This is a genomic window from Aliiroseovarius sp. S253 (genome assembly GCF_049800855.1).
Lineage (GTDB): Bacteria > Pseudomonadota > Alphaproteobacteria > Rhodobacterales > Rhodobacteraceae > Aliiroseovarius.
In genome coordinates this window covers 334,882-355,480 of sequence record NZ_JBNAFW010000002.1, presented here as the reverse complement: position 1 = coordinate 355,480, position 20,599 = coordinate 334,882, and the positions used below count along the sequence as shown (strand labels likewise).

General features: G+C 55.1%; 16 protein-coding genes. 5 read left to right on the top strand and 11 right to left on the bottom strand.

The window, feature by feature from the left end; all coding sequences use genetic code 11:
• Position 1: 1 nt before the first annotated feature.
• From ACP15F_RS13240 to ACP15F_RS13230, 3 genes are read right to left on the bottom strand one after another with little or no spacing between them, the layout of a single operon-like run.
• A complete protein-coding gene (locus ACP15F_RS13240; protein WP_424941298.1) occupies positions 2–925 on the bottom strand; it encodes a flavin reductase family protein in 924 nt (307 codons plus the stop codon).
• On the bottom strand, positions 922–1,701 hold the full coding sequence (locus ACP15F_RS13235) for an alpha/beta fold hydrolase (protein WP_424941297.1): 780 nt from the start codon (positions 1,699–1,701) through the stop codon (positions 922–924). The genes ACP15F_RS13240 and ACP15F_RS13235 overlap by 4 nt, the downstream gene beginning before the upstream one ends.
• Positions 1,673–2,272: an amino acid synthesis family protein gene (locus ACP15F_RS13230; RefSeq protein WP_424941296.1), complete on the bottom strand. Its 600-nt coding sequence runs from the start codon at positions 2,270–2,272 to the stop codon at positions 1,673–1,675. Before ACP15F_RS13230 ends, ACP15F_RS13235 begins: the two co-directional genes overlap by 29 nt.
• A gap of 106 nt (positions 2,273–2,378) precedes the next feature.
• Here ACP15F_RS13230 and ACP15F_RS13225 point away from each other — a divergent pair, with 106 nt between their 5' ends.
• Positions 2,379–3,239, top strand: coding sequence for a LysR family transcriptional regulator (locus ACP15F_RS13225; protein ID WP_424941295.1), 861 nt, complete (start codon positions 2,379–2,381; stop codon positions 3,237–3,239).
• Here ACP15F_RS13225 and ACP15F_RS13220 read toward each other — a convergent pair.
• Positions 3,236–4,165 carry a bile acid:sodium symporter family protein gene (locus tag ACP15F_RS13220; protein WP_424941294.1) on the bottom strand — a complete coding sequence of 310 codons (930 nt, stop codon included), beginning with the start codon at positions 4,163–4,165 and terminating at the stop codon, positions 3,236–3,238. The genes ACP15F_RS13225 and ACP15F_RS13220 overlap by 4 nt on opposite strands.
• A 220-nt stretch (positions 4,166–4,385) precedes the next feature.
• On the opposite strand from ACP15F_RS13220, the gene ACP15F_RS13215 reads away from it, so the two are divergent.
• On the top strand, positions 4,386–5,237 hold the full coding sequence (locus ACP15F_RS13215) for a 1-acyl-sn-glycerol-3-phosphate acyltransferase (RefSeq protein ID WP_424941293.1): 852 nt from the start codon (positions 4,386–4,388) through the stop codon (positions 5,235–5,237).
• A gap of 181 nt (positions 5,238–5,418) precedes the next feature.
• Here the strand turns inward: ACP15F_RS13215 and ACP15F_RS13210 are convergent, their stop codons facing one another.
• The 4 genes from ACP15F_RS13210 to ACP15F_RS13195 all read right to left on the bottom strand — a co-directional run bounded on the left by ACP15F_RS13210 (position 5,419) and on the right by ACP15F_RS13195 (position 11,152).
• Positions 5,419–6,303 carry a hypothetical protein gene (locus ACP15F_RS13210; protein WP_424941292.1) on the bottom strand — a complete coding sequence of 295 codons (885 nt, stop codon included), beginning with the start codon at positions 6,301–6,303 and terminating at the stop codon, positions 5,419–5,421.
• A gap of 13 nt (positions 6,304–6,316) precedes the next feature.
• Positions 6,317–7,156, bottom strand: coding sequence for an FkbM family methyltransferase (locus ACP15F_RS13205; RefSeq protein ID WP_424941291.1), 840 nt, complete (start codon positions 7,154–7,156; stop codon positions 6,317–6,319).
• Between the two features lie 37 nt (positions 7,157–7,193).
• On the bottom strand, positions 7,194–8,072 hold the full coding sequence (locus tag ACP15F_RS13200; protein WP_424941290.1) for an FkbM family methyltransferase: 879 nt from the start codon (positions 8,070–8,072) through the stop codon (positions 7,194–7,196).
• A 134-nt stretch (positions 8,073–8,206) separates the two neighbouring features.
• On the bottom strand, positions 8,207–11,152 hold the full coding sequence (locus tag ACP15F_RS13195) for an HAD-IIIC family phosphatase (RefSeq protein ID WP_424941289.1): 2,946 nt from the start codon (positions 11,150–11,152) through the stop codon (positions 8,207–8,209).
• A gap of 524 nt (positions 11,153–11,676) precedes the next feature.
• Between ACP15F_RS13195 and ACP15F_RS13190 the strand changes: the two genes are divergently transcribed.
• Entirely contained in the window at positions 11,677–15,018 is a 3,342-nt protein-coding gene (locus ACP15F_RS13190) for an OmpA family protein (protein WP_424941288.1), read from the top strand.
• 463 nt (positions 15,019–15,481) lie between these two features.
• Here the strand turns inward: ACP15F_RS13190 and ACP15F_RS13185 are convergent, their stop codons facing one another.
• Positions 15,482–16,576, bottom strand: a complete 1,095-nt coding sequence (locus ACP15F_RS13185; RefSeq protein ID WP_424941287.1) for a tyrosine-type recombinase/integrase — start codon at positions 16,574–16,576, stop codon at positions 15,482–15,484.
• A 368-nt stretch (positions 16,577–16,944) separates the two neighbouring features.
• On the opposite strand from ACP15F_RS13185, the gene ACP15F_RS13180 reads away from it, so the two are divergent.
• Together ACP15F_RS13180 and ACP15F_RS13175 are read left to right on the top strand one after the other, a co-directional pair.
• Positions 16,945–17,367, top strand: coding sequence for a helix-turn-helix domain-containing protein (locus ACP15F_RS13180; RefSeq protein WP_424941286.1), 423 nt, complete (start codon positions 16,945–16,947; stop codon positions 17,365–17,367).
• A gap of 4 nt (positions 17,368–17,371) precedes the next feature.
• Positions 17,372–17,674, top strand: a complete 303-nt coding sequence (locus tag ACP15F_RS13175; RefSeq protein ID WP_424941285.1) for a hypothetical protein — start codon at positions 17,372–17,374, stop codon at positions 17,672–17,674.
• A 43-nt stretch (positions 17,675–17,717) separates the two neighbouring features.
• Here ACP15F_RS13175 and ACP15F_RS13170 read toward each other — a convergent pair whose 3' ends face one another.
• Positions 17,718–18,059, bottom strand: coding sequence for a 5-methylcytosine restriction system specificity protein McrC (locus ACP15F_RS13170; RefSeq protein WP_424941635.1), 342 nt, complete (start codon positions 18,057–18,059; stop codon positions 17,718–17,720).
• 118 nt (positions 18,060–18,177) lie between these two features.
• Positions 18,178–20,577: a heavy metal translocating P-type ATPase gene (locus ACP15F_RS13165; RefSeq protein WP_424941284.1), complete on the bottom strand. Its 2,400-nt coding sequence runs from the start codon at positions 20,575–20,577 to the stop codon at positions 18,178–18,180.
• Positions 20,578–20,599 lie beyond the last annotated feature (22 nt).

The following is a 20,599-nucleotide window of genomic DNA, read 5'->3' as shown; positions in this document are numbered from 1 at the left end:
ATCAGGTCCTTTCTGATAAGGCATGCACATCGCCGCGCTTTGCATCGCCTAGATAAAGGCCAAAGCTGCGGGTGCGGAATTCAAGGGCGTACCGCGCCATCATGTCGGCGATGGCAGAGGTGGTGTAGGTAAGGGTCGGAAGGTCGGCGACGGGCACGGCCTGAAGCGGGGCATCCACATGCACGTCATCGCTGGAGCCCAGAAAATAGGCGAAATGCTGGCCGCGGCTGGCATCGTCATAGACGGAATAGGCCGGACCCAAACGCGCCGAGATCCCACGTGCGGCCAAATCCTCCTGTAGCTCTTGCCGCATCTGCCCACGATCCGAGTGTTCGATCTGGGGCAGGCGGAATCCATCCGGTGTCTGCTCGATCAGCACCGCATCGCCGACCGAGATAATCGCCCCACAGATCGCCTGACCTTCGGTTTGCTCCAGTGCGGCGCGTTCCAGCCCAAGGCTGAAATACTGACCGCCCGCATAGCCAAGGCCGCGGCCTTCGGACTGAGCGAAATCTGTCACTTGCCCGATCAAGATCTGGTGGTCGCCTGCGGGCATGGATTTCCATGTGGCGCAGGAAAACTGCGCAATCGCGCCGTCGATCAGAGGGATGCCGTTTGCGTCTTCGCGATGGCTGACTTGGGCAAACCGGTCGCCTTTGAAGCTGGCGAAGGTGTTGGACACGTCCTCTTGCCCCTCGGCCAGAATGTTCACCGCGAAATGCATGCTGCTTGCGAAGGCATCAAAAGACGACAGGAACTTGCCCGGGCAGACCAGCAACAAGGGCGGGTCCATAGACACCGACGAGAACGAGTTCGCCGTGAAGCCGCAAGGCGTACCATCCGGCATGCGGGTCGTGACCACGGTGACGCCGGTCATGAAGCGGCCAAAGGCTTGGCGCAGGGCGCGGGGATCGAGATCGGTCATGGCCAAAGCTCCTTTGCGAGATCCAGAAGGGCCGTGTTTACATCCGCCGCATGGGTCATCGGCATCATATGAGCCGCGCCCTCGACGATGTACGCGCGGCCTTGCGGGGTCAGTGCGGCCATGGCTTGCGACATGGCAGGGGTCGAATTGGGCTCGTTCGCGCCCGTCATGAACAGCGCGGGGCAGGCAAGGTTGGTCAGATCGTCCGCATCGGGTCCATCCTGATGTGCGAAGATGGTGTAAGCGGATTTGTACGCTGCCGGGTTCACGTCGGTCAGCCATGCGTGGCAGGCGTCCCGTTCGGGCGAGGCATCCGCGCCAAACCAGCGCTCTAACGTGCCAGATGGATCGGCCATGCTGGTGCCGTCCAGACTAGCTGCCCGCGCCTGCACCGCTTCGGATGCGTCAGGGCGGCGACGGTAGATGGCGTTCAGGGCCGCGACGCCGCACACTTTTTCGGGATGCCGGATGCCCATATCCAGCGCGATCATCGCACCCATGGAATGCCCGATCAGCATCACTGGCCCGTCAATCCCCGCGGCGATGGCATCGGTGTAATCGGCCAGATCCAGATCGCCCGAGGGCAGGGCGCTTTCCCCATGTCCCGGCATATCCACGGCAACCACGCGATAGTGCGGCGACAGTGCGTCCAGTTGTGCCTCCCACGCCTCGGCCCGCAGGCCGACGCCGTGGATGAACACCACTGTCGCCCCCTGTCCTGCGGTGATTGCGGACAGAGAGGCGTGATCAGACCGCGGCCGGGTTGTCCAGGTCATGTCCCAGATCCTTCAGGTCCTGATAGCGGTCGCCGATACGGTGATGAGGCCGGCCGCTGGTGGCTGCCCCCAGAACGACGACGATCTCATCATCGCGCGGCGCATCTGGGATTGCGAACTGTAGGGTCAGGTAATGCGAACGGCGCCCGGCGTCGTTCTTGTCCATCAGTGGCACCATAATCGGCGCATTCGCCGGGCCACGGGTATTGGTGAAGGCCAGATAGGATTTTGCGCCGACGGCCTCGCGGTAGAAATTGCCGAAACGCAGGGTGTGGATCAGGCCCGAGGCATGCTCGACCTCGCCATTCAGACCGACAACGGCGGCTTTGCCATAGGCTTCGATCGCGTCGCCGCTTCCGGCCAGCGTAATCATCCGCTCGGTCATCATCTCGCCCAGAACGGGGCCAAAGGCGTGGATCTCGGGTTTCAGGTCTTCAACAAAGCGCCCGGCCCACGGGTTCTTGACCACGGCGGCCACGGCGAACATGCGCCACGGGGTGTCGGCGGGCTTGAACCCTTCGATCAGAACCTCTTCGTCATAGGTTACAATTTTGCGGATTTCGGGCGTCATCTTGGTCTCCTGTTCGCTTGGCGTCATCATCGGAACACCCTGAAATTTTGACAAATGATAGATTTACTGGCTTAGGTATTAGAAAGACTAATGGCTGGATTGACCCATGAAGAAATCGCTTCCTCCGCTGACATGGTTTCGCGCGTTCGAGGCCGCCGCCCGGCACCTGAGTTTCACCGCTGCTGGTGACGAGATTGGTCTGACGCAATCGGCGGTCAGCCAGCAGGTAAAAGCGCTGGAATCAAGGCTTCGCGTATCCCTGTTCACCCGCCATGCACGCGGACTGTCGCTGACCGATGACGGGCGCAAGTTGCTGCCACAGGTGGGTGCCGCCCTCGGCACCCTTGCTGCCGCGACCGAGGTGTTTGACGCAGGCCCCACCCAGAACCTTCTGACCATTGCCGCATCGGTCAGTGTCGCCCAATGGATCATCGCGCCGCATTTGCATGACTTCACACGAACCCACCCGAATGTGCGCGTACGGTTCCTCAGCGCGATCTGGCCGGATGAATTCAACGCCTCGCGCGCGGATGTGGAAATCCGCTTTGGGTCGGCCAAACAGGTCGGCAAAAATGCGGAATTGCTAACCCCGAACAGGCTGGTGGCCCTGAAATCCCCGGCACTGTCTGGTGCGCTGCATGAATTGCCACTGATCGAGGCCGTGGGCACCTCGGGCGGATGGAAAAGTTGGTCCGAACAGATCGGCGATCGGTGTGAACCCTCGCTATTTGCTGATTCCTTCGGCATGGCGCTGCACCTTGCCAGCCACGGGAACGGCGCGGCGTTGGTCAGCGAGCTTTTGATCCAGAACGCGCTGCAAACTGGCCAGCTGGAACGTGCCCACCCGGCCTCGATTCCTAGTAACGAAGGGTATTACTTGTCGGCGAATGACCAGAACCCAGCTGCCGTCGATTTCCGTGCGTGGTTGCTGAAATTATTGTCAAACAAGGCGGAAGCGCGGCCTTAAGTGTAGGACGCTCGAATGGCGGATGAACGTGCTAGGTATCCCGAAAGCGCTAGACCGGACACCGCGTGCCAGATCCCCCAGAATGCCGCGACCACCGCCATTCCGCCAAGTCCGCTGAAGAACCCAAAAATCAGAATCAACCCGAGGCCGGAGTTCTGGATGCCGGTCTCGATCATGATGGCGCGACGATCAAATGCCGACAGCCCTGCCAAAGTGGCGATGCCGAATCCAGCAGCCAGCGCCAAGGCGTTATGTGCAATGACCAATGTCGCCACGGCCTCGGCATATTCCAAGAAGAGTGACCAGTTTGCGGCCAGCGCCAGAACGACGAATGCCACGAAAATCCCCATCGACAGATACTGAAGCGGCGTGCGCAGCCGGGTGGTGATGTCCGGCCGTTTGGAATTCAGCATCACACCAAGGCAAAGCGGCAGCACCAGCATGATGCCTACGGTGATGGCCACCGAAACAGGATCAATCGACGTCTTCTGCAAGATCGTGCGCGTAGGTTCATAAAGGCTGCCCCAGAAGGCAATGTTGAACGGCGTCAGGATGATCGCAAAGATCGTCGCAAAAGCTGTCATCGACACCGAAAGCGCCGCATTTCCGCCTGCGCGATGAGTGATGAAATTCGAGATGTTTCCACCCGGACAAGCCGCCACCAACATCAGCCCCAACGCAATCGACGGGCGCGGGTTGGTTGCCAGAACCAGACAGAACGTCAACGCCGGCAGCACGATGAATTGCGACGTCAATCCGGTCAGCAAAGGCTTGGGGGCACGGATCAGTTTCTTGAAATCACTCGGCTTCAGATCGATCGCGATCGAGAACATGACCACGGCAAGCACGGCGTTCAGGATCTGCAGGCTTGTGGGCGAAAAGTTCAGCATCACCTCGTCAATGCCAGCTTGTGCCGGTGTACTCATGCTGCTCCCCCGTTCCTTGCTTGCCGTGTCGGTCTGTAACCGATTGGTGACACGTCAAGTTTTGAACGCCGTCTGCCTCTTGGGCAAGCAATAAACGAATTGACCAAAGGCATTGCTGGATTGCAGTCTTGTCACCTACCGCTCAGGCGCACATGCGCGTCTGCAACCCTCACTTTGAAGCGCAGAGACGATTTTGCCCGGGAAAACGACTGAAAACCCAATGGACGAGCTGCTGCGTGCGCGCCTTCGGCTGACGGATCGTGCGCATTTTCGGTTGAAGGGTCTGCGCTTTCTTATGGGCTCGGTCGATCTGTTCAGCCGTACCCTGACCGGACAAGCATTCTTTGCCCTGCGCGAGACCGAGCAGGTGCTGCGTGAACTTGACGGGCGCACCGGTCCAGATCTTGTGAAGGCTTTGCTGGCGATGAAGGGGGGCACTCAGATCACCGCGCATGGGATCGAAAATATCCCCGCCCAAGGCGCTGTGATCATTGGCGCAACGCATCCCGTTGGGACGTTCGATTTCATCTCGCATGCTGGTGCTTTGCTAAGCCATCGACCGGATTTGAAGGTTGTCGCCAATCGAGAAGCAGAACGGTTTCTGGGCGCGGACCGAATTGTCGCCGTGGACCTCGATCGTTCCGACAAAGTGTTGGGCGCGCGTCAAACGCGGGAAGAAATGCAGGCGCATTTGGAGCAGGGTGGCGCGTTGCTGGTGTTTGGGTCCGGGCGCGTGGCGGACATGGCTGGTGGATTGCTGTTCGAGCCACCTTGGCGCACCGGCATCACCCGTGTTTCGGCGGCATGTGGCGCCTCGATTGTGCCCGCATCTGCCAGTCTTCGAAATTCGCGCCACTACTACCGAACCAGAAAGCTCGCTCGCATCCTTAGCGGAGGCAATGAATACATCGGTCGCGAAGTCGCCTCACTTCGCTACGTTTCCGAACTGATGGCCAAGCTAGGCGGTCGCTACAGTGTGCACTACGGGAAAATCCAGTCGCCAGGAGCTACACCCGAGTCATTGCAGGCCCTAGCCGAGGAGTTGATCCCTGGCCTCTATCGACCTGACTAGGGCCCTGTAGAGCTAGAACGACTAAGGGACGAGAGCCTCTGAGAACTGCGCGTGGCCGGCATTGCGGATGCCTGCGACGATCTGTCTGGCCATCCCCAAGAAACTCTTCGGGTATCTTTATGGGGAAACAAGTTAGCTTGGCTTCGTCGACCGCGATTCAAACGCAGACAACCTAGAACCTTCAGAAAATGCCAATGAATCTCTCTGGTATAACCCTGAGGTCGCTCCCGACATTCAGAAGACTTTTGTATCCGCCATTTTCCCCGCCCTTGTAGTTATCAATGTAGGATTTGCGGGCTTTGGCAAAATCGAAGCCGGTTTCTCCGAAAGCCTCGATCCTGATCTCTTCCATCTTGTCCGCAATCATCATGTAGGTCGCACGAGATTTGTTCCAGGTGCTTCCGCCAAAAACGATCTCTTCATCGCCTTCGTGATCGTTACGCATGTTGAAGCGACGATCGAAGCGATCAATATGGAACTGACGATCCATCCATTTGAGATGGAACAGATACAGATGGGGGTCCAAGTGCAAATTGGGTTGATGCATTATTCCATGACCATCTGGAACCCATTGCACCCGCTCGCGCACAATACATGGTTTGCAATACCAGTTGTTGCTTCTGACATATTTGCGTTGGTTCAAGATCGGTCTGGTGTGGTCTAGATCATGCTCTTCCGTCCACCGGTGAATGATTTCGACCGCAAACGGGGTGATGACCTTAAGGTCTTTCTTCTCTTCAATGTACTTGATTGGGTCATCCGAGACGTCAGGATCAACGACAAGCAATTCATCGACGTCATTGCAGATTACCGTGTCAAACATCCACGTCAGAGACGATGAAATGTCCGACAGGAAAAACCATCTGTCAGCGTCCATCCTTGGATAGGGGGACCTGCGATGCACCGGGATAATCGTACACCCCTTGGCAATGTCGTGCACATAGTCCTGCTTGCCATGCGTCACCACAAACATACGTTCGCGGTCCATATACTTGGAATAGTAATCCACCCAGATCTTTAAGAGATCCGGATCGTCATAGACCATCGTCAAAGCTGCCGTTGCCATCTTTTCGTCGTTCCTATGCTTCCGGATAGAACAGTATCAGACCTGCAACCTGATCGTGTTTATACCCAAGTGGGAGAACGAACTCGATCACTTCGGATATGTCACGACCGCCCTTGTCCAGTATGATAAACGGCTTGAACTTCTTAATAAGCTTCTCGGCGCCTTTGATTGCCATCAACTTGGGGCCTGCGAAATCCATATGAAGAACATCAGCTGCTTTGAACTTCATCGAATCCAGCGAAACGCCTTCATATCTTCCGCTTGCGTGCTTCAAGAACGGGGTGTTACCAAAATTCGAGGGCCGAAATACGCCGGGATTCACAGGCGCAACGTCATCAAGTACTGCTTTTTGATGGATGGTCGCACCTTCAACGCCATTTAGCTCTAGATTGCGTTGCAGAACCTCAAAAACGGCTTTCTGCGGTTCGAAAATGTGGATCTTGTCTGCGTCACAGATCTTCGAGAAGAAGCTTGCCGAGATCCCAAGATAGCCACCGACGTCGATGAATGTACCACCTCGGGGCAATCGAAGCGCCAAAGCGTCATAGCCCTCCGCGTTCGGAAGCTGGCCCTGTAAAACCATGCGCTTTTGAACGATGTCACGGTTGGCATGTGGGACGTGAAATTTGAAAAGATGGTCTTGAGCAGCAATCTCAAGCACACGGTCCGATCCCAATGCAAGTATTTGCGCCGCGACAAATGACTCATTGATAGTCCGTCTAAGCTCTGCTGAAATCCGCTCAACGTGTTTTTCGAATTCCTCGAGACTGACCGAGACCGGCACTGGGTTCTCTGGCTTAGCAGGCTTTCTTACAGATGCCGTTTTCTTTGCGGGTGCTTTTTTCTTTACCATTTAAGTTCTCGATTGCCTGTGGTGATCGTCGTGCGGGTTACCAAAACAAGTACATTCCATGTGGTTTGACGAGTTTTTCCTCAAGGTTTTCTTTTGTGACTTCACCTAGGATTGCCCCGGCGGGTAGGTGCTGGTGCCAATTGACCATCGCGCATTTGTAATCATGCGAGAACAGTGCGTCGAAGATCTCAGTCCGAGTCGATCCCAATCGGTTCAGCAGTTCTTCGCCATGAAGCTCCAACATGATGACCGGGCGCTTCTGAGAGCAATCCATTGTTCTTAGATCGTCAACAAGCTTCGCCTCGAAACCTTCGATGTCGATTTTTATCAGGTCGGGCAATCCACCAATGCGATCAATCAGGGTTTCGAATTTCAGAATGTCGAGCTGAGTTTTCGGAATCCCTTTGTTGCCCGGCTGGTCAAACAGCAGGCGCATACCATGGTACCAGACGTCGCGGTTGTGAATGTCTTCATCCGAGAGGCCGATGTTATGAATAATACATTTTTTCTTAACGCCGGGATTTAGGTCTAGGTTCGCCTCGAAAATCTTCACAACATCTGGGTTCATTTCGACGGAATGCACGGTTTCGATCGCATCTTGGCACCCCAGAAACAGCGAAATGAAGCCATAATGCGTACCGATATCTAAGACCGTACGCACGCCCATAATCTCGGCTACGGTTTCCAGGCACAAACAAACCGAGGGCTCCACAGTGCGGCCATTCTGGTGCATCTTACGAGTAAACTCGGCGGATAGAGGCTCGGCCAGTGAAAGGCTGAATTTTGCCACATCTCCCAGCTCAACTTCGGCGGTCTCTCCTAGGTCTTCAAACTTCCAGGTAAAACCTGCCTTGCGCTTGTTCAGTTCGGCGGACAGTTCCGCAAAAGTCAAATCGTCACTTACGATAGAGTTCATGGCTTCCCTTCACTTCCATATGAAGTTCGTATTGTTTTTTCCGAGCCGATTGTGACGTGCTCCAATCGACCCGCATTCAATTTCCCGATTGCGGTGATGGAGCCGTTTAGCACGGTATTTTTTGTCAAAGACATTTAATTTCTCTGGGCGTTCGCTTCCTGCCGGCGGCGCTCCAAATTTTCTTTCTGCCGCTGTTTTTCGAGCTTCTTACGTTCGATATAGCGGCGTTTGCGCTCTTCTTCCATCTCATCCAGACGCGCGTTGCGGTCGCGCAAAGACTGCAAGCGGCGCTGTTCCTGAGCGTCGAACCCTTCGATCATCCATCTCAGCTTCTCTCGGTAGGCCGGGTCGTGCATCGGGCCGCAATCAATTCCACCTTCAATCAGGCGACAGCTGGCCTGCATCCAGTAGCCTTCCTTCATATCATCATTCCAAGTGGGGTGATCGCCATTATGGAAGTGCGTGGCCGTTTGTTCGGGTTGGCGCAGCTTATGGTCGCAGCAAATCCACTCGACACCCAGCCCGGTGCGTTCACACATTTCAAACAAAGCTAAGCTTTCGTTCCACATGTAGTCGGAATAGTTGATCAGCTCATCGAAATAGATCACCAACCCAGCACGCATGCGTTTGTGTTTTTCAAGGGCTGTAAAGATATCGACCGTAGACGAATAGATATCGCAGTCGACGTTGACAAAAGCCACTTCACCAGGCGTATCAGCCAAGAAAGGATCCAGGGTATCCGAGAAATAACCTTTGACCAGTGTCACATTGTCCCCGGTATCGGGCAGCCGGATCACTTTGAATGGCTTCTGCCAATCGACACGTCCGTCGTCAGGAAAACCTTCAAAACTGTCAAAGCCATACCAGTGCTGATCCGGGAAGCGAGTTGAACATCGTTTGATGGAGTTGCCGCGCCAAACACCAAATTCAAGACGCAGACCGTCGCTTTGTCCGACGGTATCAACGGTATAATCCAGAACGTTGGTCTGGGACACAGGGTGAAGCGCTGGATCAAGCAAAGACGTCTTCGCCAACTTGGCCCATTCCTGAACCAAGAAACCCATGTAGCGCTCCATCTTCGAGGGGGCTTCAAGGGCGCCAATCTCGGATGGCACAAAATCCGGAACATCAACTTTAGACTGCACGTGAGCATGATTTTGCGGCGGAACGTCTTCTAAGGTGAGCTCCGTCTCAACTGGTGCCTCTAGAGCATCCTCTTTTTTATTTTTAATTGCCTGAGGGGCTGCTGGTGCCTGAGGAGCGGCAGTCGCCTTAGGAGTTGCTACAACTTCTGGCGGTTCTGAAACCACAGGTTTCGGAGCCTGTGGGGCAACCTTTTGCGCTTTGACTGATTTTGTGGATTCACGCGGGGCGCCACTCAGAATTCGGCTCGACTCTTTGTTCACAAAATCGGCGATCTTGAAGTACCCGGTGCGGGTGTAGTGATCGCTGTCGGCAAACTCTTCCGGTTCAAGCAGGCTGTCGACATCTACAAAGATGGTATTTGGAGTCTGTTCACAAAAGGCGCGACACATGTCGTTGAACGCGACGCGGATATCAAAGGATCGCTCGGCCTGTGCTCCATGTTCAGTGGCGGCGCTCAGAATAAACAACGGAGTCTTCTGATCCCGCTGATTGTGTGCATGTTCAAAAGACTTGCGGGTTAGCTCCAATCTTTCTTCCAGCGGCAGACGTCGATGGAACATTTCCTTTGCAAAGCGCATGGCCGTATCATGGTCGCGCATCATTTTCTTGAAACGACGCGGTGGCACGGTGCCCCAATACTTCCCTCCAAACTCGCCGCCGCCGTAGGTGAACAGCAAGTCGGATGGCACCGAGAAAAACATCGACAACAAAATCAGATCCGCCTCTCCCAAAGCGGCATCCAAATCCAACATATCTTGATAGCTGTACCCCATGAACCGCTCAACGGCTTTGGAGTGCTTCAGCATGTTGTCGCGCGGGTTAATAAAGAAACCCACGTCGTCATAGCGAACCAACATGCCTTGGTCGTCTTGCTTGTTCACAAACTCGTCACGGTTGGTCCCGCAATAGAAAGAAACCTGCAAAAGGTCACAGCCGCCGACCATGCAAAGGCGGCGCTCTTCGGCTTGATTGGCGTCAGGATCGAATTCGTTAACTTCGGTAATCCAATCAACCACTTCGGGCTCTTTAAGATCACCAGCAACGGGCCCGGCAATCTCAAATTCGGGCCGGCCAAGGTAGTTCCACACCCATTGCTCCACACCCATGTTGAGCGTGCGACAAGAGAAGGCCAGATGATGCACTGTCGTGCCGGAAAACTTAGTTCGCACAAGGAAAAAGCCCACGATGCCGTAGTCACCGTATCGGTCTTGGACCTCGACGAGGCCGGCATGCATCCCTGAGACCGCCAGCAATTCATCAAGGTCTGCGCGTTCTTTTGGGGTGTTGGCCCGAACTTTGGTGAAGTTCAGCTGGTTGGTCCGGTTGAGCAGCTCCAAGACCCGATCCATATGGTTTTCAATGTCCGTGACGACGCGGATCTTGATGTCCGATTGACGCAAAAATTCAGTGTTGGACAGTCCCTTGTCAGACTGTTCAGTCTGTTTTTGCTCCATGACTTTGTACTGCGCCAGCCGGCTATGCTTGCTGTCATCTTTTCCGGCCAGCTGTGGCAACTCCAGCAGACCGTCAAGAGATTGGCTGGCATCAACTACCATTAGGTTCTCGTTGAAGAACCGAGCTTCTTCGAGGTTCAGGTGGTTGTCATCCAGAAACAAAACATTCTCGTCCCGAAGACCCATGTCCAAGATCATTTTCTGGATCGCCTGACCCTTCGGTGACCAAGCGATATGCGGAAAGACAAACAGATCCCAGATCCCAAGCTCTTCAACGGCTTTCTTGGCTTGATCAAAATCGTTTTTAGAGCAAATCGAACACATGATACCGCGATCGACCAAGGTACGGATCATGTCGATATGGGACTGAACAGACTTAATCCCTTCCTCGGAAAGCGTACCCTGCCAAAGCGTTTCGTCTAGGTCCCAGATCACCAACTTAACGCCAGCCGTTACGTTTCCAAAAGTCGAATTTGCCATGTTTTTTCCTGATTTCTGCGCTTGCGCTGCTTGGAGGTGACTTTGAATTAATAAGGCCTTCAGTTCAAGGGGATTAGGATCTGCCAGCGCGCTCTTATTCCAGTGCCTGAAGGCAGCGAACTGGATATAGTGAAGTAGCAAGTCTCTCTAGTTGAATTGGTCCACCGATGTTTTGAAAGCGGTGGGCCAAAAATGGCGCAAAAGCGACCCAAGTCCGATTGGATTGCGTCCAACTTCCAATGGATCGAGGTGAAGGCGGGGTGCGGTTTGTCCCGTCTCTAAACAACCTGTCGGATCGGCGTCGTTGGACAGACTTGCGATCGCAAGTATTTTGTCGAACACAACCTTAGCAAAGAATCACAATTCCAAAACACAACCCTTGATTGTATGTGCTTGTAAGACAACAATTTTTCTCAAATTTTGCCTAACTCTCGCCACAAAACTTCCATTGAAGTGCAGAGGTGGTACTGAGCCACGAATAACTATTTAAAATTGTTTGGGGCGACGGCGACATGGGTAAGCTTATGATGAATCTCAAGGTAATGATCTTGATGGTTCTGATGATGGGTGGCGCGGCATTTTCACAATCTGCGACCGAGATATTTGCAGGTGGCGGCGGAACCGCACCGGCATCGCCGACCCAAGGTCCCGTAGCCATTAATCTGCTGAACAACCCCAACAACCCGTCTGGAAATACGGCCTCGGCAATTTCAGCGTTAACGCCGACAGCGACACTACGTGTGTTGAACCAACAGTTCGCGAATTCATCGAATTTTGTTTCAAACGGTATCATGATCGGCGGCACCTTTCCGGGCGACCCCCATGTCGCGCCTTTGAGCCTGTTTGGCGGTGCCCAGAGTGGCCACTTCACGTCTCTTCCCATCGTCGCACCCGGAACCGGTATCAACGTGTCGGCGAACCATGCTTTCCTGCTTGAAGCACAGACCAACGGGATGCGGGTGAACGGTGCGCCCACCAACGGCCGGAACTATTTCGCCGACCTTCAACTGGACTTTAATACCCCCGTTTCCAACGTGGTTGTTCACGTTGCCGGCTTGGGTGGTGTTGCGGGAGGCAAGAACTTCTCGGCCGAACTGGATCTTGTCCCCGGTGCATCCATCGGCGTGACCGGTGCTTCGCTTCTGTCCAGCAATGGGCAGCTATCTGTTTCGGGCAGCTCGATCAATGCTGCGACGCCGTCAAACGGTGGATCCTCGGGCACCAGCTGTAGTGCAGGTGCCAACGGCGCCGCGTGTGGGTCAGTCCGGATTACCGGTGATGCCGTGACGCGCGTGTACTTTCGCGTCTATATGGAAAGCCCAGACTCTGTAGCTTGGCCAAGCAACGGGGCGGAAGGTTGGTTCTTGAGTGTATCAGGGGAAACCTCGGACATGACGCCTGCGTTTTCGTCCATGCCTGCTTCGATCGACAAAGGTACAACCTATACCGGCCTGACTCTGACCTGTACGAACAACGGGCCGAACTTTGCGCGTAATGCAAGCTGTGCGCCTACTGCTTCTGCGGGCACCATTTCTTCGTTGTCATGTTCGCCAACGCCGCTCGCCGACATATCGGAACTTAGCGGATCGAATGAAATCGAATGTACTTTTGATTATCTTCTGCCGATTGCGAACACCGCAACTTCCGTGGCGTTTACCGGACAAACTGGCGCTATCAACGACCGCAATGGCGGTGCTGTAGGTTCGGCGGCAAACAACCAAACAATTACATCTATCAGTGTTAACGTTCCGACCCCGATCGTGGCCAATGACGACACGCCGGCGTCTGTGAATGGCGCAACCGGGGCGACGCTCCCGAATGTTGTGGCCAATGACACGCTGAACGGTGTGACGGATCCGGAGATTGGCACGGATGTGGCGCTGACCCCTGGCACGGCACCGAGCCCGGCTGCGGGATCGATCACGATGAATACGGATGGCACCATTACGGTTGCGGCGGGCACGACGGCCGGCACCTATAGCTATCCCTATACGATCTGTGAGGTTCTGAACCCGGCGAACTGTGACACGGCGACGGCAACGGTTGTTGTTGATCCAGCGCCGATCGTGGCCAATGACGACACGCCGGCGTCTGTGAATGGTGTGACTGGTGGGTCGACAGCTTCTGTTCTGGACAATGATACGCTGAACGGCGTGACTGTTGATCCAGCGGATATCACGCTGACCTCAACGGGCACGGCTTCTGATGGGACGACGGCGCTGGGACTGGATACGATCCCGACCGATGGGTCGATCACGATGAATGCCGCAGGTGAGATCATCGTTTCTGCCGGAACGACGGCAGGCACCTATCTCTATACCTACGAGATCTGTGAGGATCTGAACCCGGCGAACTGCGACACGGCTGTTGCTATGATTGTGGTGGATGACGTCGATCTTCTGTCGCTGATCCGCAAAGACCTGGAAACGATCCTTGAGGACGATCTTGCTGCAACGTTGAACCAGCAAAGCAAGCAGATGAGCAGCTATGCCGCTGGCGCTTTGGATCGTCTTCGCAGCCGTACCGGCCAGGCCTGTCTTGCAGATGTGAACGCGAAACTGACGGAAGAGGACATCCTGTTTGATACCGACAAGGCGATTATCAAGCCCGAAAGCGATCGCATTCTGGATGAGATTGCCGAGATCCTGGGCACCTGTGAAGGCAGTGCTTTCGAGATCGCAGGTCATACGGACAGTGATGCATCGGACGCCTATAACCTTCGTCTAAGCCAGCGTCGTGTCGAAGCAGTGCTTCGTGCGCTGGCCGAGCGTGGCGTTGACACCACCGGTTATATCGCGCGCGGCTATGGCGAACGCCAGCCAATCGCGAGCAACGCCACCGCTGCAGGTAAAGCCAAGAACCGCCGCGTGGAGTTCCGTCCACTGGAAGAGGCGCAGTATCAGCCTGTGTGTTCGGATAGCCCTGACGCAATCAGAAAGCTTGATGTCACGCAGAACGAGTTCGGGATGCGCATCGATGGCTCTCTGCGCCATGAAACGTATGACTGCCGCAGTGATGCGTGGTCGATCGTGGAAGGGTCGTTGAGCCATCTTGAGACCGATCAAGGTCAGTCTCAGAGCATGGTCAACCTGTCGTACCGACGCGAGCGGTTCACGGATGAGGACAGTGTACGCGGCTACTTTATTGGTCTCTATGGCACCCGGAACGAGATCACCAATCTTGCCACCGGCGAGATCGAGGGCTTCGGCATCAATGGCGGCATCTATGGCGCGGACAGATTGCGCAATGGACTGTTCCTTGATTACTACCTTGGTGCAGCCGCAGGTAAGCACAAGTTCAACTTGGACTTTGAGCGTGACATTGGCACGATCAACGCCGAGGGCGACTATCAGTATTTCGCTGTGTTCGCAGGCGCGGCCCTGTCCGGCGAGATGAAGTTCGGCAACCGGACCGTAACGCCGCGCTTTGGCTTTGACTTTGCATATGCACCGGGCGCTGACGTCAGCGTTGTCTCCAGCCTAGGCGCGGTGAGCCAATCGGATGTGTTCGAGCTGGGCGAAGTCTCTGGCGGTCGTCTGTTCCTGGAAGTTCGCGATGAGTATCTCATCAACAACAACCAAACGCTTCTGGCTCTGACGCCCCGTATCGCCTGCTATCATTCCTTCGGTCTTGAAGAGCGTGGATGTGGGATCGGTGGTTCGATCGAGCTTTCGAATGCCGATGAGGAAAGCGACTTGATCTACTCGCTCAAACTCGATGGGGAGCGCGGAAGCGGATATTCAAGTTGGCAGGTGAAAGCCAGCATCGCCAAACGTCTTCGCAACGGCGTTCTGCTGAGCGGTGAGGCAAATGTCGACAACGAAGGACGTCTGGGTGTCGAGGGTGCGATTAAGCTGAACTTCTAAGCCCACCCGACAGCTCTGGCTGCTAGAAAAAAGAAAGGGGTGGTTGAATTTCAATCACCCCCTTCTGCCTTGAGGCCTTATCGCGTCGCGGTCCGTTTCTCTGTCTCTGGGCAGCTAGGCTTTGACAGGAGAGTTTCCGATACAGGACTTACTCTGTTGCCGCGAACACTGGCTACTATGGATGAGATTGCAGTTTTTCGACCGTGAAGGTAGTGCGCGGTAGTAAATCAGGCCGCTTTCGCTGACTGATGTAAGCGGCGCTTAGACCCCTTGGTCTATGGCGTTGGGCCTGCACGTTTTGTCGGAACCGTTACACTTGTACGGATTTGTACGAAACCGCTCGGAACGCTCCGCGAGCTCGGTCGCAATGCCCAGCAATCAAGCCATATTTTCAGGTGTTCTTGGCGACCCCGGCAGGATTCGAACCTGCAACCTGCCCCTTAGGAGGGAACCGTTCATGGCGTTATTCCTTTCTTGATTTCTGATGCTTGGGTGTTTGTACAGGGTCTTCCTGTACAAGGTTTGTACGAAAACGTGCCCTGATGTCAGCCTCATCGGTCTCCGCGTGGGCATAAATCCGCATTGGTAAATTGGGGTCGGCCCAACGACCTGCCTTTGCTGCAGTAACGGGATCGACACCCTGTCGAACGACTAATTCAGTAAAGAACCCATGCCGCCCAGCCGGGTGCGCAGACAGATACTGAATACCCGCCCGCTTGCAGATCGTCTTCCAGCGCGTGTTGTACCCAGTCGAACTACCATAGCCGAACACACGCGGTTTCATGAGCTTGCCGGTCTTCCGGTTTTTGGGCCGCTTTTGCGGCAGGGCGAGCAGCTCGTCCATCATCTGAGGCGAAACGGTGATCCAACTCTCCGGATGGCCCTTCTGAGCTTTTACACGAACTTTGTTTTCGTGTGGCCGTAGGTCGTCAGGCTCCAGTGATACGGCCTGATCAATCCGCGCAGCCGTTTCGAACATGAAACGGACCAGCGCGGCATTGTAGGGGTCAGCGGCCCGACAAAATGCCTCGATCCATTCCTTATCTGCTGGCGTGCGCTCCACACGGCTAAGCTTCCCGCGCCGCTTGTCTTGAGCGATCCGTTCAAACTTGTCGTAGGGCTTTACCCGGATAAGCGGCGTACCTTCCAGTTCGTGCGCATTATTTATGACCGCGCTGGCAGGTGTCACGATCTCGCGCCACCACGTATCGGTAGAAGCCTTCGGCTTCAGCTTTGGACCCAACCCCTTCAGCAGCGCGCCGGATATCACACGCAGCGGCATATTTCCGATTTCCTCAACGATAGGAATCAACTGCTTTGCCGCCTTCGGTGAAGCGTTATATAGCATGATCGCATCTGAAAACGTTTTGCTTGGCTCATCTCCGAGAAGATATTGACGGATTTGGGCTTCCGTTTCGCGAGCTACCCAGTCCTCTGCGCCTGCTTTTGTAGTCGAGTGAGTGCTGTGTCGGTATGTGCCAGTGATCGGGCGGCCGTTGTATTCGACCTTGCCGTAGGCGTAAAAGAAACGCCCCCTCTCGATGATTTTGAGCGGCATGACTGGCCTCCTTCAAAAATCGTATCAATCTGTGCGGGTGTGATCAGCATGGTTCGCCCAAGGCGATAGTATGCGCCCGTCTCATTTGCCCGCTCGCGCAGCGTACGCTCTGAAATATCGATCCCCATCCCAGCCATGACTTCGACCCACTGCGCGGGCGTTTTCCCAAGCCCCAGGATCTGAGAGCTGTCTGAATAGTTGGTATCTGCCATTTTCAGTCGTCCTTGTCCGCCTTAGTTAAATCTACGCCACGCATAGAATCGCTTGTTATGTACCTTCTGACGTGGTGAGATGAGTTCAAATGTAAATGTACGTCATTTTGTTCCATATTTATACAAAATTACGTGACCGTCAATTGGGAAACTTGCATGGCGCGAGACGATGCTGAATTGTTTGCAGAAATAGGTGCTCGCCTTGCGATTTGTCGCAATGAAATTGGCGTTTCGCAGGCTGCGATGGCGGAAGCCATCGGCGTGTCGCACCGTGCCTATCACAGCTACGAAAAAGGCAAGCGTGGCGTCCCTGTCGAGGCTCTCGTCAAAATGCAAGGTCGCTATGAAATCGACGTCGCCTGGGTACTACTGGGCACCAAATCCATCCGAACCGGACATGATTTCGATGCTCTTAAGAGAATTAGCGCTTCGCTCGACAAGTATCTCAGCGAAGAAGGCATTGAGATCAAAAGTGAAAAATTTGGTGCTATTGTGGCCCGCTGGTACCAATCTCATCTGGAAGGGCGCGACATTCGAGAGGACGACGTTCACACTTGGATCGAGCTATTACGGGAGTAAGAGAATGAATGGACCTAGCAAAACATGGCGCGCTCAAAAACAGGCCGTACTTGAGCGAGTGTATCGCAAGGTAGACACGCAACACGAGCGTTCAGTGTATGTCTATTGCGCAGCAATGATCGCATTCGTAGTTGGTGTGATCTACTTCGACTTTTATGCAGACCAACCTTATACGGGCGGTCTTCTTCAAAATGCGATGGTGCTCGTCACGCTTTCTTCGATCGCTCTTTTATCGATTCTGGCGGGAGTGCTTTTCGCTTTGACACCTGTTAGGTCATGGCTTCAGAACTCAATGAGTAAGCGGTAGAAGCTTAGTGTTTACCCACATCGAGAACTACTCCTGGTGGTGATTATGTAAGCAAAGCACGTTGCGCCGCATTGCCTGTTGTCGACGCGATCAATTCACCTAGACGAGCGGTGATGTCAGTACCATTTGCGACATCCACACTTGCTGTTTCGATGATCGTCGATTGACCCGATATCTGAAATTGAGCCTGAACGCCTTCTTCGGCTGAAAGACCGTCATGATGCGGATATAGCAGCGACAACCGAGGCGCTTTGTATAGATGTGCATAGGCCATCATCTGATAGACATCGGCTTGGGAAACCCCTTGCTTTCGGTCGTCGATATGTGAGCTAATTCGCTTCCAATTGGTGTCGATCACATGAACAACCTGCCCCCCGCGCCGGATCAGGATAATCCTACAGCAGTCGAAGTGCCGATCCGCACCAAGAAAAGCACCATACGAATTTACGCCGGACTATCGGCCAATGGAATGCATGAAGCTGCCATGGCCTTGAACCCCAGATTCAGAGCTTGACTCTCCGCAAACGCAACGCATTTGAGATCACTGAAACAGAAGACAGGCTCATTGCGGCAGCTGCAATCATTGGCGACAGCAACAGTCCGAGCATCGGATAGAGTACGCCGGCGGCGATCGGGACGCCTGCGGCGTTGTAGGCAAAGGCGAAGAACAGATTTTGCTTGATGTTGCGAAGCGTTGCCTTTGCCAATTTGCGTGCTCGAACGATGCCCATCAAGTCTCCACCTAGCAGGGTGATCCCAGCGTTTTCCACAGCGACATCGGCCCCGGTCCCCATCGCGATCCCGACATCGGCCGTGGCCAGGGCAGGGGCGTCATTGACACCATCCCCGGCCATGGCCACGCGATGGCCAGCGGCGTGCAGTTCTTCCACAAGGGCCTTCTTGTCTTCAGGTAGAACACCGGCGCGAACGTCATCAATTCCGAGTTTGCCGGCGACCGCCTCGGCGGTGCGTTGGTTGTCTCCGGTCGCCATGATCACCCTGAGGCCAAGGTCGTGCAGATCGCGAATAGCGCCAGCCGTTGTAGGCTTGATTGGGTCGGCAACCGCGACAACTCCTGCAAGGGCACCGTCCAGCGCGACAAACATCGCCGTCTTGCCTTCGACCCGCAGGGCATCCATGGAGTCCTCGATTCCTATAGTTTCGATATTCAAAAGCTGCATCATCGCGGAATTGCCAAGCGCGACCGACTGACCTTCGACAGTTCCTTGAACCCCTTTCCCGGTTACCGCTTCGAAATGATCCGCTTTTGGCAGTTTTAGCCCGCGTCCACGCGCCCCTTCGACAATCGCCTCTGCCAACGGATGCTCCGACCCTAGTTCCAGGGCTGCGGCAAGCATCAAAACGTAGTCGCTCGCTAGGTTCGAAAGAGCCACGACATTGGTAAGCTCTGGCCTACCAAGTGTCAGGGTGCCGGTTTTATCCACGATGATCGTGTCGACGCGCGCCATGCGTTCAAGCGCTTCAGCGTCCTTGATCAAAACCCCAGCCTGGGCACCACGTCCAGCTGCCGTGGTAATTGAAATTGGTGTTGCCAGCCCAAGCGCGCAGGGGCAGGCGATGATTAACACCGAAACCGCCGAGGCGATTGCAAAGGCCAGAGCTGGATCGGGGCCAAGCAGCAGCCATGTAACGAAGGCGACGATGGCAATGACAACGACGGTTGGCACAAACACCGAAGAAACCCGATCCGCGAGACCCTGGATGGGCGCGCGCGAACGGCGCGCGCCTGCGACCATCTCGACGATCTGCGACAGGACGGTGTCAGCTCCGACCTGGGTCGCGCGAACGGCAAGAGAACCATTCTTGTTGATCGTCCCGCCGGTCACCCGGTCGCCTTCTGATTTTTCCACAGGCACGGGTTCTCCGGTGATCATGCTTTCGTCGATCGAAGAATAGCCTTCGACCACGGTCGCATCGACCGGAATACTGTCGCCCGGCCGGACCCGCAGCAGATCCCCTACAATCACTTGCTCAAGTGGCACGTCCTGTTCGACGCCATCGGACAGGATGCGCCGCGCCATCTTGGGCGCCAGGTCAAGCAGGGCGCGGATAGCGTCCCCTGTGCGTTCACGCGCACGCAATTCCAATACCTGGCCCACGAACACAAGAGCAACGATCACGACCGCAGCCTCAAAGTAGGTGCCCACTCCTGCATCAGATTGGTATTGCTCCGGGAATATCCCGGGCAGGAACGTTGCAAACAGGGAGTAAATATACGCAGCGCCAACACCAAGCGCGATCAAGGACCACATGTTCGGCGACCTGTTTCGCACCGAAGCAAATCCACGCGCAAAAAAGGGTTGTGCTGCCCAAAGGATAATCGGTGTGGCAAGCAGAAACTCGACATATGTTGCCAGCCGGTGGCCAATCCAGTCACGCACTGGAAGCCCGACGAGTTCTCCCATCGTGAGAACGATCAAAGGCACGGCTGCAACCGAGCTGACCCACATGCGACGTGTGAAGTCGGTCAATTCTTCGCTTTGTTCGTCCGATGGAATGACAGGTTCGAGTGCCATCCCGCAGATCGGGCAAGACCCCGGTTCATCGCGAATGATTTCCGGGTGCATCGGACAGGTCCACTGCGTTCCCGTCGCGCCAGTTGTGGTAGGGAGTCGGGGAGCCCCTTCATGCATCTTGCCATCCGCACCACCGCTCCATGCATAGAGCAAGGGATCGGTTTTGAACTGCGTCAGGCATCGATCCGAACAGAAGTGGTAGGTCTCTCCTTCCGACTCCATAGAGAGCGTTTTGTGTGTCACCTCCACGCTCATGCCGCAAACGGGGTCAACAGCCGTCAATGCAGAGCCCGGTTTCCCGTCTAGATTTTCATTGTGGTCTTGATGACTATCGGTGTGATGATGATCGTGGCACTTTTCAGACATCGTTTTCTCCAATCTATGCGTC